This is a genomic window from Azospirillum ramasamyi, from assembly GCF_003233655.1.
GTDB lineage: Bacteria > Pseudomonadota > Alphaproteobacteria > Azospirillales > Azospirillaceae > Azospirillum > Azospirillum ramasamyi.
On sequence record NZ_CP029830.1, the window covers coordinates 196559 to 212376 of the forward strand.

A 15818-nucleotide genomic window follows, 5' to 3' on the forward strand; every position below is an offset into this window, starting at 1 on the left:
GTCGGGCACGGGCGGGCGCGGGGGGCGGCGGACGGATCAGCGCACCGGCCCCTCGAACCAGTGGCGGCCCTGGCGGTCCTCGACCTCCACCACCCAAACGTCGGGGTCGTAGCGGGTCTGGCGGGCGATGTAGGCGTCGGCATCGGCTTCCGGCACCGGATCCTGGCCGGTGCCGCGCGCCCAGAACAGGCGGTCGCCATCACCCTCGCGGGTCTGGACCAGCACCGTGAAGCTCCGGTCGAGCCGGTTCAGCTTCAGGATCACCGTTCCGCGGCTGGGGTCGCCCTTGCGGACCACGGTCATCGCCACGCCCTGGGCATCGGCGGCGCGGATATGGGCCGAAACCCAGAGATGTGTCGGAAGTCGGTCGTCCATTCCCGTGTGCGGCTCCTGTTTCGAGGCTGCGGCCCCGGCTTGACGGTGACGTCGCCCCTCGCCCTGCCCGGCGCGCCGGTGTAGAGAAGAAGCCATGACGACACTCGTGGACGCTCTCAACGCCGCCGTCAACCACCACATGGCCGGCCGCCTCGATGCGGCGGCCGACGGCTACGCCCGCATCCTCGTGGCTGAGCCGGCACAGCCCGACGCGCTGCACCTCTCCGGCGTGCTGTCGGCGCAGACCGGCAACCTCGCCGCCGCCATCCGATCCATCGGCCGGGCCATCCATGTCCGTCCGCCGGCAGCCTCTCCCTGGGGGCATCTGGGCGCCGCCCTGCGCGCAGCCGAGTTTCCGGAGCGGGCGGAGCGGATTCTGCGGCGCGCCCTGGCGCTCGATCCGGCCCATGGCGACGCGCTGGAGGCGCAGGGCGCATCGCTGCATGCGCTGGCGCATTACGCGGACTCCCGGCGCTGGCTGGACCGGGCGGCCCGCTTGCGGCCCGGCCATGCGGAAACGCTGCTCAACCTCGGCACCGTCCTGCGCGACCTGCGCCGCTTCGACGAGGCGGAAGCCTGTTTCGATGCCGCGCTGGGCCGCAACCCCGCCCGTTCCGAGGTCCATCTCGCCCGCGCTGTCGGGCGGCTGGTGCGCGGCGACCTGCGCGCCGGCTGGGAGGGGTTCGAGCACCGCTGGCACCGCTTCGCCGCCCCGCCCTGGGACGGCCGGCCGCCGGGCGCCGCCACCATACTGCTGCATATGGACCAGGGGTTCGGCGACGCCATGCAGTTCGTCCGCTATGCCCCGCTGGTGGCGCGGATCGCGGCGGATGGCGGCGGCCGGGTGGTGTTGGAGACGCACCTGCTGCTCTACCGCCTGTTCAACCGGGCCTTCGGTCAGTCGGTCCAGGTTCTGGTGCGCGGGGAGGAGCCGCCGCCGCACGACCTCCACTGCCCGCTGATGAGCCTGCCCCGCGCCTTCGGCACCGATCTGGCGAGCATTCCCGCCGCCATCCCCTATCTCTCTCCGGAACCCGCCGACGTCTCGCGCTGGCGCGACCGGCTGGCGGAGCAGGACGGGGACGGGGACAGGGCCGGCGCGGCGGAACTGCGCGTCGGTCTGGTCTGGGCCGGCAACCCGCTCCACCGCAACGACCGCAACCGCTCGATCCCGGTCGCGGCGTTGCGTCCGCTGCTGGCGGTGCCGGGGGTGCGCTTCGTCAGCCTGCAGACGGGCGACGCCCTCGCCGACCTGCCGCGGCTGCCCGGCGAGGGGGTGCGGGACGTGGTGGAGCGGGTGCGCGACTTCGCCGACACCGCCGCCATCCTCGCCAACATCGACCTGCTGATCACGGTCGACACCGCCATGGTCCACCTGGCCGGGGCGATGGGCGTGCCGTCCTGGCTCCTGCTTCCCCATGTGCCGGACTGGCGCTGGCTGCTCGACCGTGCCGACAGCCCCTGGTACCCGTCGCTCCGGCTGTTCCGCCAGCCGCGGCCCGGCGACTGGACCACGGTGATCGGCACCGCCGCCGCCGTGCTGAAGGCCCATGCCCTGCGCGCCGCCAGAACGGCGGGTCGATAACGGCGGGTCGATAACGGTGGGCCAATAGCGGCGAGGCGATGGAAGCGGGCGGGATCTTTCTGCCCGCCCGCCCCCGCCGGCACTAGGCGAAACTTTCCCACCTCCCGGCAAATTCGGGCGCCGCCGTGCCGCTCACGCAAAGAAGCGAGGAAATTCAACAGGTTGCCGGGAAGGCTGCAATTGGCACTCCGTTTGCTAGATAGGGCGCAGAAGACCTTTGCCCTATTCTATCGGAGACCCCGGCCATGAGCATCTTCGGTTCGATGACAACCGCCGTTCTCGGCCTGAATGCCCAGTCGAAGGCGCTCGGACATATCTCGGACAACATCGCGAACAGCTCGACCATCGGCTACAAGCGTGTCGATTCGGCGTTCGAGACGATGGTCCTGCAGTCCAGCCAGCGCCTGCACGAGCCGGGCGGGGTCACGGCGCAGCCGGTCTTCATGAACAACATCCAGGGCGCCCTGACCCAGGTGCAGAGCCCGACCAACATCGCCATCCAGGGCCAGGGCTTCTTCAGCGTCACCAAGGTGGCGACCCAGGGATCGAGCACGCTGGTGCAGACGCAGACGGGCACGGTGTCGTCGTCGGCCGCCTTCTACACCCGCGCCGGCGACTTCGAACTGGACAAGAGCCGCTATCTGGTCAACAGCGCCGGCTACGCCCTGAACGGCTGGCTGGTCGATCCGGTGACGGGCGTCCTGCACAAGGATCAGGTGGCGCCGATCCAGGTGAACTCGCTGATCGACAAGCCGGTGGCGACCAGCACCATCGATCTGTCCGCCAACCTGCCGGCGACGCCGAAGCCGGGCGAAAAGGTCCCCGACAGCAGCATCCAAATCTTCGACAGCCAGGGCAATCCGCGCACCGTCAACTTCCAGTGGCGGCAGCAGGCGGACAGCAGCTGGCGCATGGTCCTGGATGCGCCGGGTTCCAACATCAAGCCGGTCGACGGCACCTTCACCGGCAATCCTGCCACCGTATCCTTCGGCCAGAACATCCCCGGCCAGACGGCGGTCGCGCAGGTGAACGTCGTCACCATCTCCGGCAACAACACCAATGGGCAGGACAACCTGCGCATCGGCGACACCTATACGGTCAAGGTCGACGGCACCAGCTACAGCCTGAAGATCACGGCCGACAACATCGGGTCGATCCGCACCTATTCGGGCCTGGCCGGCGCGCTGGCCAACCAGATCAATTCCGCGTCCCCGGCGGCGGCGGTGCTCGCCACCTCGTCGGGCCAGACGATCCGCGTGACCGCCCGCGATGCCGGCACGCCGTTCAAGCTGAACACCGAGGTGCAGTCCGGCACCAACACCACCAACACCATCGTCGCCCAGACCTCGACGGCGGCGACGGCCAGTGCCGGCGAGATCGACAAGTTCCAGTTCCCGCAGACCCAGGTCGAGGTCGGCGACTCCTTCACCATCAACGTGAACGGCACGCAGATCAGCTACACGGTGACTGCCGCGACCTATCAGAGCTATTCGACGGTCAGCGATGTCGTGTCCCAGCTGGCCGGCAGGATCAACCAGCAGCTGGGTTCGACCGTGACCGCCTCGTCGGCCGGCAACATTCTGTCGATCCAGGCGAACGCGCCGAACACCAACGTCACCTCCAGCGCGACCGCCACCAACTCGGCTCCCGCGGTGAACACGTTGAGTTCCCTGCCTTCGGTCGCCAACGTGGCCGGCGTGCGCCAGAGCCGTACGGTGACGCTGACCGGCACGCCCGGCGACATCGGCACGCAATACACGCTGAGCATCAACGGCACGGCGGTGACCTACAGCACCACCGGCGAAGAAATGACGATGGAGGACATCACCGCGGCGCTGGCGAACAGGATCAACTCCAACACCTCGCTGCCGGTGACGGCCAGCGCGCAGGGCGGCGTCATCACCGTCACCGCCAAGACCGCGGCCAGCCCCACCAACCCGAACACGATGACCGGCGCCGGCACGGTGACGCTGAACGGCTCCTCCGTCGATATCGGCGACACCTACACCATCAGTTCCGGCGGCGTCGATTATCCGTTGACGATTACCAACGCCAATTACGGCATGTACGACACGCCGGCCAAGGTCATGCAGTACTTCGCGTCGGTCATCCCCGGCGCCAGCGCGACCGGCAACCAGCTGACCGCGCCCGGCGCGACCGGCACGGTCAGCGATGCCCCCGCCGCCCAGTTCATCCTGGACCAGAGCGCCGTCGCCGGCCAGACGCCGGCCCATATCGGCCTGACCTTCGGCAAGACGCCGGAGACGGTCGGCACGCTGACCAACATCTCCACCGCCCTGGTCGGCACCGGCACGTCGGTCAGTTCCGCCAACCAGTCCGCCGGTGCCGACGCCACCGTCACCTTCACGGTCGACTACGGCTTCGGCCCGCAGCAGGTCACGCTGAACCTCGGCAAATACCAGAAGCCCGGCGGCCTGACCCAGTATGCCGGCGAGGAGATCAACGTCACCCAGCTGGTCCAGAACGGCGCCCCGCGCGGACAGTTCAAGGACGTGGTCTTCGGCGACAACGGCACCGTGATGGTCAACTACGACAACGGGCGGTCGAAGATGGTCGCCAAGGTGCCGATCATCACCTTCAACAACCCGAACGCCCTGCAGCGCGAATCCGGCGGCGTCTTCGTCGAGAGCGAGGAGGCCGGCAAGCCGAACTTCAACGATCCGGAGACGAACGGCGCCGGTGCGGTGGTGGCGAACAGCGTGGAAAGCTCCAACGTCGACATCGCCGATGAGTTCACCAAGATGATCGTCACCCAGCGGAGCTATTCCGCCAACGCGAAGATCGTCACCACCTCCGACGAAATGCTGCAGGAAGTGCTGGGTCTGAAGCGCTAAGCCGCGGCCCTGACGTCCTGATTTCCCGAACGTGCATCCCATCGCCCGTTTCCCTGATCGCCAGAGGGGGGCGGCGGCCATCCCGGCACCGCCCCGATCCTCCCGATCCGCGAAAGGTCCCCTGCCATGTCTCTCTTCGCAGCCTTGAACAGCGCCACGGCCGGGCTGCGCACGGTCCAGTCCAGCGTCAAGCTGGTTTCGGACAACATCGCGCAGGCCAACGATCCGAACCGCACGCGCCACACCGCCCAGCAGTCGGTGGACGCCAGCGGCCAGGTCATCAGCACGACCTATCGCCGCGAGGTGGACAAGGCCCTGATGGCGCAGGTGATGGATCTCACCGCGCGCGACGGCGGGTCGCAGGCGACGGCGGCCTACATGCAGCAGTTGGGCGACCTGCTGCGGACGACGAACGGCACCCCCCTGCTGAACGACTATGCCGACAAGTTCCAGGCGGCGGTGAAGACGCTCGCCACCTCGCCGGAGGACGAGACCGCGCAATACCAGCTGATCCAGGCCGCCGACAATTTCTCGCGCGAGATCCGCCGCGTCTCCGAAGGCGTGGAGCAGCTCGACCGGGACATGAAGACGGACATCACCAAGTCGGTCGACACGGTCAACGACCTGCTGAAGCAGATCAACCAGATCAACAACGACACGGTGTCGCTGCTGGGCCGGGGATCGGCGGCCAACGCGGTCGCCGACAAGCGCGACGGTCTGATCCGCGAGCTGAGCACCTATATGCCCGTGCGCACCGTGGAGCGGCCGGACGGCCGTCTGGCGCTCTTCACCCCGTCGGGTCTGGCGCTGGTCGATGCCCAGCCGGCAAATCTTTCCTATGACGGCGGCAACATCAACCTACAGGTCGGCAATCAAGTCACCTCGATCAACAACCACCTGACCACCGGCAAGCTGGGCTCGCTGATCCAGATGCGCAAGGACGGCTCGACCTCCGAGCCGCCGACGCCGGCCAGCGGCGACCCGGCGGCGGAGATCATCCGCAAGTTGCGCTCCCAGCTGGACGAATTCGCCAGGGCCTTCACCGGTCCGACCCGCCCCGGGGAGCCGACCAGCTTCGCCGACGCCTACGACCTGTCCTCCCCGGCGGCCGACGGCGAGCAGATCAACCAGTTCTTCACCGGAAAGGACCGCTTCACCATCGCTGTGAACGCCAAACTCGTTGACAATACGGCGAAAATCAAGCGGGCGGCCATCGACGACATGGTCACGGCCATCAACGCCTCGGGCCGCAACTTCAATGCCGACGGCCTGCAGCTGAAGGACACCAGCTACAGCGCCATGGGCAGCGCCATCACCGGCACCTGGATGGCCGCGGCCAAGACCGCCAACACCGCCAGCGAGTCCAACAGGGCGTCGATGCAGCTTCTGACGGAGCGCTACCAGTCGCAGACCGGCGTCAACATCGACGAGGAAATCGCCCAGCTGCAGCAGCTCCAGACCTCCTACCAGGCGTCGGCACGGGTCATGCAAGTGGCCAATGCAATGTTTGACGCGCTGGAGGCGGTGATCCGATGAGCTCGATAACGGGAGTCAGCACGTACTCGAAATATCTGAGCCTTGTCCGGAACCTGTCCGGGGGCCAGAACGACATCAACCGCCTGTCGGAGCAGCTGACGACCGGCAAGAAGTCGGTCGATCTCAACGCCTATGGGCCGGAGGTGCAGAAGCTTCTGGATCTGCGGGCGGAGATGGCGAAGAAGGACAACTACATCCAGAGCATCAACACCGCGGCCCCGCGCATCCAGGCGACGGACAAGGTGCTGACCTCCCTGGAATCCATCGTGTCGAGCTGGACCTCCAGCACGACCTTCCCCTTCCAGCCCGGTTCCGCCAGCGTCACCTCGCCGATCAACACCAATCCCGAGGGGATGAAGGTGACGATCGATCCCGCCAAGTCGAATTTGACGGTGGGCGCCCAATACACCGTCACCGCCGTGCCGTCGCAGCAGGGGCCGAACGGCACCTTCGACGTGACGGTGACGGACGGGCTTGGAGGCAAGACCACCCGCGCCATCAACCTGGCCACCACCCCGCCCAACGACGGCAAGGGCTACAACTTCAACATTTCCGGCGGCCCCGGCGAGGGCGCCATGCTGAACCTCAGCTTCGACACGCTGAAGGCGGCATCCAGCAGCAGCTTCAACGTCTCCTTCCCGCAGGCCGATCAGGTGAAGGACCGCGCCGAGGGCGCCATGCGTGACATCCAGGCGCTGCTGAACCAGCGCTTCGGCGACCGCTACCTGTTCGCCGGCGCGCGCTTTGGCACGGAACCGGTCACCGACCTGCTGGCGACCAAGCAGACCAGCAAGATCACGCTGAACGGCGCCGTGGTGAACACCGACGATTACTTCGAGGTGACCATCAACGGCCAGACCTTCAGCCATCAGAATCTGGCGGCCGATCCGAAGTCGCTGACCTTCGTCGCGCAGGCCCTGACCGCCCAGATCAACGCCGCCAACCCGGCGCTGCCGATGACGGTTTCGACCTCCAACGGCATCATCACGCTGGTCGGCAACGATCCGGGGCAGAAGTTCGACCTTTCGGCGCGCGTGGTGAACTCCGCGACGGTGGAGAACAGCGTCGATACGCCGACCACCACCCAGGCGCCGACGGCCGCCCTGCCGCAGATCGACGGCTTCACCCTGAACGGCGCCGCGGTGGACATCGGCGACACCTTCGAGTTCACGGTTGCGGTCGGCGACCCGGACGATCCGTACAACCAGAACTACTACACCCGGAATCCGACCGCCCCACACGACCTGCCGCCCTACCAGACCTACACGGTGCGCTATACCGTCAGCGATACGGACTACGCCGCCGGAGTCAACAATGTCGGGCAGGTCGCCGACAAGCTGCGCGAGCAGTTCGCTACGCTGAACCCCGCACCGCCGGTGACCATCGACGCTGTGGGCAACGGTCCCGGCATCGCGCTGACCAGCACGGGCTTCGCCGATCCCACCAATCACCCCAACCGCACGTCGCTGTTCTCCACCTCCGCCAAGGTGACGAACGGGTCGCTGGAGAACACCATCACGGTCGGCACCCTGCCGCCGGAGCAGGACAGCCTGATCAACGTTCCCTACGCCGATCCGCCCGACCTGCCCTTCTACGACGCCGAATATCTCAGCAAGGGCAAGAACGCCGAGGCATACCGCAAGTCCCAGGTGACCATCGACGACAACCTGAACGTCACCTACGGCGTCAGCGCCGACGACAAGGCGTTCCAGACGCTGATCAAGGCGATGCAGCTGGTGCGCACGGCGGCGGCGAACCCCGGCAAATGGACCGAGTACAGCACCCAGGCGCGTGAGATGCTGACCCAGGCCACCGACCAGCTCCGGTCGATCCACGCCAAGGTCGCGTCCGACGGCGCCACGCTGGAGACCATCAAGGAATCGCACAGGGAGTCCGTCGCCACCCTGACCGAGCGGATCGCCAAGATCGAGGGGATCGACCAGAACGAGGTCGCGGCACGGCTGAGCAGCGCGATGAACGTGCAGCAGGCGACCTATGCCGTCGCCGGCCAGACGCAGAAGCTGTCGCTGCTGAACTATCTCGCCTGAACGGAAGAAGGGCGGCCGACCCGGCCGCCCTCCCGTTTCCTCGGACCTTTCGTACCTTCGGGCTTTACGCTCGCCCTCAGACGGCGGGTCCGGCCGTATCGGACCGTCACTTCGGACGGTTGGCCGACTGCATGATGTTGTCGTAGGGCAGCTCCGCCACGCGGAACCACAGCTGCACCTCGTCCAGGAACGGCTTCCAGCTGTCGTAGACCGCCTTGAACTCCGGATTGGTCTTGGCGATGTCGTCGTACAGCTCGTAGGCGATCTTGTGGGCGGCTTCCATCAGGTCGCGCGGATAGGGACGCAGCAGCGCGCCCCGGGCGACCAGGCGCTTCAGAGCCTTGGCGTTCTCCGCGTCGTAGCGGGCGGTCATCGCGCTGTTCGCCTCGGCGCAGGCGGCGGTCAGGATCGCCTGATAGGACTTGGGCAGCGCGTCCCATTCCTTCTGGTTGATGTAGAGCGAGACCTGCGGCCCGCCTTCCCACCAGCCCGGATAATAGTAGTACTTGGCGACCTGGACGAAGCCGAGCTTCTCGTCGTCGTAGGGACCGACGAACTCGACGGCGTCGATGGTGCCCTTTTCCAGCGCCGGGTAGATGTCGCTGCCGGCGATCTGGGTCGGGGCGGCGCCCAGCTTGGCCATGATCTGGCCGGTGATGCCGGCGATGCGGATCTTCAGGCCGTTGAAGTCTTCCAGCGACTTGATTTCCTTGCGGTACCAGCCGCCCATCTGGGCGCCGGTGTTGCCGGCCGGGAACTGCACGATGCCGTGCTTGGCGAAGAAGGCGCGCATCACCTCCTGGCCGCCGCCATACTGGTACCAGGCGTTCTGCTGGCGGGCGTTCGGACCGAAGGGAATCGCGGTGTCGAAGGCGAAGGTCGGATCCTTGCCGACATAGTAGTAGCCGCAGGTGTGACCGCACTGGACGGTGCCGTTCTGCACGGCGTCCAGAACCTGCAGGCCGGGAACGATATCACCGGCGGCATGCACGCGGATCTGGAACTTGCCGTCGGTCGCCTCGGACACGCGCTTCGCGATCATCTCGGAGGTGCCGAAGAGAATGTCGGTGCTCTTCGGGAAGCTCGACGCCAGACGCCACATGATGGTCGGCTGGGTCTGCGCGATGGCCGGGGCCGCGAGGGTCGAGGCGGCAACGGTCGAAACGGCGCCGACGCCAGCCTTGGTGAGAAACGCTCTTCTTTCCACTCCCGCTACTCCGCAATATTATTGCTTCCGCTGACGATTTCCATGACCCGCAGTGAATCAGGGAATTACAGCGACTTAGACGAGAGCGTAACAAACCATCCAAAGCGGAGTCCTGCATCGCATAAATGTGCATGCCTGCCTTTCGAGGGAGTCGGTAACACCATCGAAAGGCGTATGCGGCGGGATCAGGAGGACAGGCGGAGGCGCCCCAGGAAAACCGACAGCGGCGGCATCACCAGCGTCCGGCCGTCGGCCGTCTGCTCCGGCGGCAGGGCGCCCGGCGCGCGCGGCACCGGCAGGGCTTCCGGCTCGCCACGCCCACGCAGCGCGAATTCCGCCGGGCGGTCGGCCATGTTGAAGACGGCGAGCAGACGCTCCTCGCCGCAGGCGCGTTCGAAGGACAGCAGGTCGCCATGCTCCTCCACCGCCGCCACGGCGCCGGTGCGCAGCGCCTCCAGGCCACGGCGCAGGGAGAGCGCGGCCCGCCACACCGCCAGCCGGCTGCCCGCGGTCCGTTCCTGCCGGTCGACCGCCAGTTCCAGATGGGTGTCCGGCACCGGCAGCCAGGGCTCGCCGACGGTGAAGGCCGCGTTGGGCTCTTCGGCGCGCCAGGGCATCGGGGTGCGGCTGCCGTCGCGTCCCTGGAAATCGGGCCAGTAGGTGATGCCGAAGGGATCGCGCAGCTGATGCTGCTCCAGCACGGCGTTGGGCAGGCCGAGCTCCTCCCCCTGGTAGAGGCAGACGGTGCCGGGCAGCGAGGCCGCCAGCATGGCAAGCAGGGCGTTGAAGGACTGCGGGTCGGCGCCGTCCGGCAGCCAGCGGCTGGCGGCGCGCTCCACATCGTGGTTGGACAGGCTCCAGCAGATCGTGTCCGGCCGGGGCACAGAGGTCAGGGCCTGGGCGAAGCCCTTGGCGCTGAAGGGCTGCTTGGCCAGCGACAGGCTGTAGGCGGCGTGAAGCCCCCTCGGCGAGCAGTAGGCCGCGATGCGCTGGCCGGCGCCGGGCTGGCTCGACAGCTCGCCCAGCAGGACGCGTCCGGGATAGCGCTCCACCGTCTCGCGCAGGCGGGCGAGGATGCCGTCGATGGCGTGGTGCATCATGTCGTAGACATGCTGCTGCAGGGCGAAGGGCTTCAGCGGCGGTTGCGGCTCGTGCCAGAGGGCGGCGGGGTTGGAGCGCAGCTGCGGGTCGTGGGCGAAGAAATCGACGGCATCGATGCGGAAGCCGTCGACGCCGCGCTCCATCCAGAATTCCGCCGTCTCGCACAGCGCGTCCATCACCGCCGGATGGTGCAGGTTCAGCGCCGGCTGGCTGGACAGGAAATGGTGCAGGTAATATTGACGCCGCCGCGGCTCCCAGGCCCAGGCCGCGCCGCCGAACACCGACAGCCAGTTGTTTGGCGGCGTCCCGTCGGGCTTGGCGTCGGCCCAGACATACCAGTCGGCCAACTCCCCGTCGCGCGACCGCCGGCTGTCGACGAACCAGGGATGGGCGTCGGAGGTGTGGCCGCAGACCAGATCGACCAGCACCTTCAGCCCCAGCCCATGGGCGCGCCCGATCAGCCGGTCGAACACGGCGAGATTGCCCATGCGGGGATCGACCGCCCGATGGTCGGCGACGTCATAGCCGAAGTCCGTGCGCGGCGACGGGTAGAAGGGGCTGATCCACACCCCGTCCACCCCCAGCGACGCCACATGGTCCAGCCCCTCGATCACGCCGTCGAGGTCGCCCCAGCCGTCGCCGCCGCTGTCGCGGAAGCTGAGCGGATAGATCTGGTACAGCGCCGCCCCGTTCAGCCAGGAGATGTTCGGTCCGGATGACGGGGGCAGGATGATGGAGTTGGTCAAGGCAGCAGGCTCCGCGCCGGGGTTGGCGATCCCGGCGCAGCTCTGCCGGTTCAGCGCCCAAGCTTCCCCCGCCGTGGCTAACGAAAGGTTACCGGCGGATCGTATTCGCAGGCATTCCCCTTTCGTACAGATCGGCCGGACGGACAGGATCTTTCAGCCGGGTGGCTGGGGGCTTGGCCGCTCGGGCAGGTTGCGGCTATACCAGCGCTCACCAAGGGGGAGCGGGAATGCAGCGCGGCAAGGGGACGGCGGCGGCCACGACGGTGACGGCCGATTCTGAGCGGCGGCTCGGCCGCTACCGGCTGCGCGAGTTGCTCGGCCGGGACGGCGAGGCCCGGCTGCACCGCGCGCTGGATGAGAATGGGCAGGCGGTGGCGCTGTGGACCATCCCGCTGGCACGGCTGTGTGCCGATGCCGCCTCGCTGGAGCGGTTCCGCCGCACCGCCGCCGCCACGGCCCAACTGTCCCACCCGGCCATTCCCGCCGTGCTGGCCTCCGGCGAGCATGCCGGCACCGCCTTCGTCGCCATCGCGCCGGTGACCGGGCCGACGCTGGCCGACCGGCTCTCCGATGGCGCTTTGGGCCTGGACGACAGCGTCGCGACGCTTGACCGCGTGCTGGGCGCGCTGGACGCCGCGCACCGGGCCGGAATCGTTCATGGCGCGCTGGAAGCGGAGGCCATCCGCAACAGCGCGGCCGCCGCCATGGTCACCGGCTTTGGACGGGCGGCGCTCTCCGCGGCGCGCGCAAGCCGCAGCGACGATCTTGCCGCCGCCGGCCGGTTGGTCGAGCGGCTGCTGTCGAACCATGTCGACCACCCGGCGGTGTCGGCGCTGCTGGAGCGGCTGCGGGAGCGCGGCGCCTTCCCGGATGCCGCATCGCTTCGCCATGCGGTCGCCGGCCTGACCGGAACGCCCCTTCCCGCTTCTGCGACGGCACCGAAGCGCGGGCGCCGCTGGCCGGTGTGGCTTGGCGGTCTGACGCTGGCGGGGGGGCTGGCGACGGGCGTGGTCCTGATGAACCGGCCCGCGCCAAACTTGCCCCTGCCCCCCTCCTCGCCGCCTGCCGCCGCGATGAACGCACCCGGCGCGGCTGCCGTGCCGTCTTCCCCGGCCACGGCCCCAGCGCCGGATGCGCCGCGACGGCCGCCGGTGGAGGCGGTGGCTCAAGCGTTGCGGGCGGTTCCTTGCGCATTGGTGACGGTGGAGGAAACCGGCGGACGCCTGCTCGTCTCCGGCACCGCGGCGGGGGAAACGGCCGAGGCCGCGGTGCGCGAGGCGGTGGAAGCGGCGGCAGGCGGCTGGGAGCATGGCTTCGACCTCGCCACCGCCGATGCGCAGTTCTGCGCGCCGCTGGCCGGCGTCGCCGCCGCTTTGGACGCCAACCGGGGCGTGGCGGAACCGCTGACGGCCGGATTGGCAACACCGGAGGTGGCGACAGCGGAGGGAAGCGGACCGCAGCTGAGTTCGGGCGACCCGCTGATCATGGAGATCAAGGCCCCGGCGCGGCCGGTGCGGGTTCAAGTCGATTACTTCACCACCGACGGCACCGTCGTTCATCTGCTGCCCAACCCTTCGGACAGCGGAACGGCTCTGGCGGCGGGGGCATCGCGGCGGCTGGGCGACCGGGCGGATGGCGGACGCCACTGGACCATCGGCCCGCCCTATGGCAGCGAGCTGCTGCTGACCATCGCCACGACAGAGCCGCTGTTCCCCACCCCTCGGCCGGAGCAGGAACCGGCGGCCGACTATCTGGCCGCCCTGGTGGAGGCGCTGGCGGCCATGCCGGACGACGCGCCAACTGCGCTCGCCGCCGCCCGCTTCATCACCACCGGCCCCTGATCGCCCTCCTTGGCCGCACCCGTCAGGCGTTGGCGGTGAAGCGCCCGACCACCACCGTCACGTTGTCCTGGCCGCCGGCCGTGTTGGCGGCATCGACCAGCGCGGCGGCGGCGCTGGCCGGGTCGTGCTCCACCGTCAGGATGCGGGCGATGGCGCTGTCCGTGACCATGCCGTTCAACCCGTCGGAACAGATCATGACGACGTCGTCGGGCAACAGCGAATGGACGGCGACCTCCGGCTCCACATCCTCGCCGGTGCCGAGCGCCCGCACGATGATGTTCCGCTGCGGCGGCGTCCCGCGCCCGCCATTGTCGAGCCAGATCTGATACAGGCTGTGGTCGCGGGTCAGCGTGCGCAGGTCGCCGTCGCGCAGGCGATAGACCCGGCTGTCGCCGGCATGGAAGGTCACCATCCGGGCCGTGCCCGGAACCCGCCAGAGCCCGGCGACCGTCGTACCCATGCCCCGCCCCTGGGCGTAGCCGCGGGCGAGATTCAGGTCGTGGATCGCCCGGTTGGCCGTCTGCACGGCCGAACGCGCGACCGCCAGGGCGCGGCCAACCGCCGGCTCCGTCGCCGCCGGGTCGGTCTGGGTCCGGTCGATGTCGTCGCGGTCGACCACGGTGATCGGCTCCGACGACACGTAATCCTTCAGGAAGCCGGCAATCTCCTCCACCGCCTTGCGGCTGGCGATATCGCCGCCGGCATGGCCGCCCATCCCGTCGCAGACGATGGCGAATTCACCGGCCGCATCGACGTGGAAATCGTCCTCGTTGCGGGACCGGGTACGCCCGACATCGGTCAGCCCGGCGGCGGTCAGGACAAAGGCGGTGTTGGGCATGCAGGCGGCGGCTCCCGTCTCGCGAACGTCTGGATCCATGGAGGCTGGACCGAATTTCTTGGACCGGCTCCATCGGGACCGGAGCCTCGACCATTCGCCCGATAATGGCGCAAGCATTTGAAAAGATACAGCGGGGATTGCCGACAGCGGACGATTGCGCCGGGAGATAGTCCGCAGGCGGAACCCATGCCGCCGAACGGCCGATTTGTCCGCCTGTTCTTGTAAACCTGATGTGGTACTGTCGCCCCACACACACGTCGGATGGAGGATGGCCCGTCATGGTCGGCAGCATCGGCACCGCGCTCAGCGGCTTGACCGCCCAGACCCGTCGGCTCGACGCATCCGCCTCCAACGTCGCCAATGTCCGCTCCACCGGCGCCATCCCGGCGGAAGACGGCACGACGGGAGACAAGCGGGCGGCCTATCAGCCGCTGGCGGTGGCGCAGACCGATGCCAACCCCGGCACGCGGGCGACCTTCACGCCGATCACCCCGGCCTATCTGCAGGAATACGCACCGGACGACAGCGCCGCCAACGCCGACGGCATGGTCGCGGCGCCGAATGTCGATCCGGCGAGGGAGCGCATCAATCAGATCGCGGCCAGCCGGGCCTATGGCGCCAACATCGCCGTGGTTCGAACCCAGGACGAGATGCTGACGTCGCTGCTGAACTCGAAAGTCTGAGGACCGGAAGCCGCCTGTTCCGACCGCTTCGGTCAGGCGGTGATGTTCAGGCGGTGATGTTCAGGTTCTGGCCGCGCGTCGGCGTTACGTTGCCGCCGCCACTGCCGCCCTCCATCAGGGCCGTGACCGCCGCCTGCTGCTGCTCGGCAATCTGGTTCAGCGTCTTGACGCCGAAATCCATCTGCCCCTGCGCCTGCTTCAAGGAAATTGCCGCACCGGCGGTCGAGGAGGTGATGTCCATGCCCATGACGGAACCCTTGGGAGAGGAAGCTCTCAGATCACCACATTCACCCGCGCGGCGGACGTGCCGGCGGAAAGGGCGGTGGTCTTCGCCGACTGTGACACAGACGCCGCCGCGGCGGAAGCATCAACGCCGCCCGACGAACCGGCGCCACCGCTGAGCCATCTGCCGCCGCCGACCGGGTTGCCGGCGCCACCAGGGCCGGAAGCGGCACCGGCGGCCCGGCTGTTTTCCGGGCCAGCGCCCTGGGATCCGCCACCTTGAGCCCCGCCGACCGTCATCTTCAGCAGGGCGGCGCGCTGCGCGTTCTTTTCCTGCTGCTGGGCTTCCTTGTACTGCTTCAGGGCCGCTTCGGTCGGAATCTGCGAGACGGTCTTTCCATTCGCCGGATCGCGGTACAGCATCACCAGCCGCGAGGCATCGGTGTCATAGCTGTAGGCGATGCTCGGGAAACGATTGACGAGAGGTTCCGCCTGTTCCGCACCGGAGGTCGTGGCGACGGGGGCGGCCGGAATCCGGGCGCCGGCCCCACCCTCGGCGGCATCGCTGCCGCGGGGCGTCATGAAAGCGAACGGCCGTGAGACCGTCGATGTGGCGGACGCCACGTTCATGACCGGCTTACCCGAATCTGTGACAATCGGACATTAAATTACCGTGAACCCGGTCCGCCGTAAAGGCTTTCTTTACTCTTATTCGAGAGTGCGCAACCAACCCATTCGGAGAATGGGGAATACTCAATACAGGAGTATTCGCGCCGGATTC

Annotated in this window: 12 protein-coding genes; 6 read left to right on the top strand and 6 right to left on the bottom strand. The window is 68.1% G+C overall.

Annotation, left to right across the window (positions count from 1 at the left end; all coding sequences use genetic code 11):
• Nucleotides 1-36 precede the first annotated feature (36 nt).
• A complete protein-coding gene (locus tag DM194_RS13555; protein WP_111068129.1) occupies nucleotides 37-375 on the bottom strand; it encodes a DUF1491 family protein in 339 nt (112 codons plus the stop codon).
• Nucleotides 376-469: 94 nt separating this feature from the next.
• Between DM194_RS13555 and DM194_RS13560 the strand changes: the two genes are divergently transcribed.
• From DM194_RS13560 to DM194_RS13575, 4 genes are all read left to right on the top strand, one after another.
• On the top strand, nucleotides 470-1960 hold the full coding sequence (locus DM194_RS13560) for a tetratricopeptide repeat protein (RefSeq protein ID WP_111068130.1): 1491 nt from the start codon (nucleotides 470-472) through the stop codon (nucleotides 1958-1960).
• A 245-nt stretch (nucleotides 1961-2205) separates the two neighbouring features.
• Nucleotides 2206-4815: a flagellar hook-basal body complex protein gene (locus tag DM194_RS13565; protein WP_111068131.1), complete on the top strand. Its 2610-nt coding sequence runs from the start codon at nucleotides 2206-2208 to the stop codon at nucleotides 4813-4815.
• 126 nt (nucleotides 4816-4941) lie between these two features.
• Entirely contained in the window at nucleotides 4942-6351 is a 1410-nt protein-coding gene (gene flgK / locus DM194_RS13570) for a flagellar hook-associated protein FlgK (RefSeq protein ID WP_111068132.1), read from the top strand.
• Nucleotides 6348-8399, top strand: coding sequence for a flagellin (locus DM194_RS13575; protein WP_111068133.1), 2052 nt, complete (start codon nucleotides 6348-6350; stop codon nucleotides 8397-8399). The genes flgK and DM194_RS13575 overlap by 4 nt, the downstream gene beginning before the upstream one ends.
• A 106-nt stretch (nucleotides 8400-8505) precedes the next feature.
• On the opposite strand, the gene DM194_RS13580 is transcribed toward DM194_RS13575, so the two are convergent.
• Nucleotides 8506-9606: a TRAP transporter substrate-binding protein gene (locus DM194_RS13580; protein ID WP_111068134.1), complete on the bottom strand. Its 1101-nt coding sequence runs from the start codon at nucleotides 9604-9606 to the stop codon at nucleotides 8506-8508.
• Between the two features lie 185 nt (nucleotides 9607-9791).
• Nucleotides 9792-11453, bottom strand: coding sequence for an alpha-amylase family glycosyl hydrolase (locus DM194_RS13585; RefSeq protein ID WP_111068135.1), 1662 nt, complete (start codon nucleotides 11451-11453; stop codon nucleotides 9792-9794).
• A 227-nt stretch (nucleotides 11454-11680) separates the two neighbouring features.
• Between DM194_RS13585 and DM194_RS13590 the strand changes: the two genes are divergently transcribed.
• Nucleotides 11681-13294, top strand: coding sequence for a DUF4384 domain-containing protein (locus DM194_RS13590; protein ID WP_246024395.1), 1614 nt, complete (start codon nucleotides 11681-11683; stop codon nucleotides 13292-13294).
• Between the two features lie 22 nt (nucleotides 13295-13316).
• Here the strand turns inward: DM194_RS13590 and DM194_RS13595 are convergent, their stop codons facing one another.
• On the bottom strand, nucleotides 13317-14171 hold the full coding sequence (locus DM194_RS13595; protein WP_246024396.1) for a PP2C family protein-serine/threonine phosphatase: 855 nt from the start codon (nucleotides 14169-14171) through the stop codon (nucleotides 13317-13319).
• Between the two features lie 239 nt (nucleotides 14172-14410).
• Between DM194_RS13595 and DM194_RS13600 the strand changes: the two genes are divergently transcribed.
• Complete coding sequence (locus DM194_RS13600) at nucleotides 14411-14815, top strand: flagellar basal body rod protein FlgC (protein ID WP_111068137.1); 405 nt, start codon at nucleotides 14411-14413, stop codon at nucleotides 14813-14815.
• 46 nt (nucleotides 14816-14861) lie between these two features.
• Here the strand turns inward: DM194_RS13600 and DM194_RS13605 are convergent, their stop codons facing one another.
• Nucleotides 14862-15062 (bottom strand): hypothetical protein, encoded by a 201-nt coding sequence (locus DM194_RS13605; protein WP_111068138.1) that lies wholly within the window; start codon nucleotides 15060-15062, stop codon nucleotides 14862-14864.
• A gap of 26 nt (nucleotides 15063-15088) precedes the next feature.
• Nucleotides 15089-15619 (bottom strand): hypothetical protein, encoded by a 531-nt coding sequence (locus DM194_RS13610; protein ID WP_162630031.1) that lies wholly within the window; start codon nucleotides 15617-15619, stop codon nucleotides 15089-15091.
• Nucleotides 15620-15818 lie beyond the last annotated feature (199 nt).

What these genes read in the sequence shown, in the direction of transcription:
- DM194_RS13590 (WP_246024395.1), top strand. Translation starts at nt 11,681, where the DNA reads ATGCAGCGCGGCAAGGGGACGGCGGCGGCCACGACGGTGACGGCCGAT.
- DM194_RS13575 (WP_111068133.1), top strand. Translation starts at nt 6,348, where the DNA reads ATGAGCTCGATAACGGGAGTCAGCACGTACTCGAAATATCTGAGCCTT.
- DM194_RS13555 (WP_111068129.1), bottom strand. Translation starts at nt 375, where the DNA reads ATGGACGACCGACTTCCGACACATCTCTGGGTTTCGGCCCATATCCGC.
- DM194_RS13565 (WP_111068131.1), top strand. Translation starts at nt 2,206, where the DNA reads ATGAGCATCTTCGGTTCGATGACAACCGCCGTTCTCGGCCTGAATGCC.
- DM194_RS13600 (WP_111068137.1), top strand. Translation starts at nt 14,411, where the DNA reads ATGGTCGGCAGCATCGGCACCGCGCTCAGCGGCTTGACCGCCCAGACC.
- flgK (WP_111068132.1), top strand. Translation starts at nt 4,942, where the DNA reads ATGTCTCTCTTCGCAGCCTTGAACAGCGCCACGGCCGGGCTGCGCACG.
- DM194_RS13605 (WP_111068138.1), bottom strand. Translation starts at nt 15,062, where the DNA reads ATGGGCATGGACATCACCTCCTCGACCGCCGGTGCGGCAATTTCCTTG.
- DM194_RS13610 (WP_162630031.1), bottom strand. Translation starts at nt 15,619, where the DNA reads ATGACGCCCCGCGGCAGCGATGCCGCCGAGGGTGGGGCCGGCGCCCGG.
- DM194_RS13560 (WP_111068130.1), top strand. Translation starts at nt 470, where the DNA reads ATGACGACACTCGTGGACGCTCTCAACGCCGCCGTCAACCACCACATG.
- DM194_RS13595 (WP_246024396.1), bottom strand. Translation starts at nt 14,171, where the DNA reads ATGGATCCAGACGTTCGCGAGACGGGAGCCGCCGCCTGCATGCCCAAC.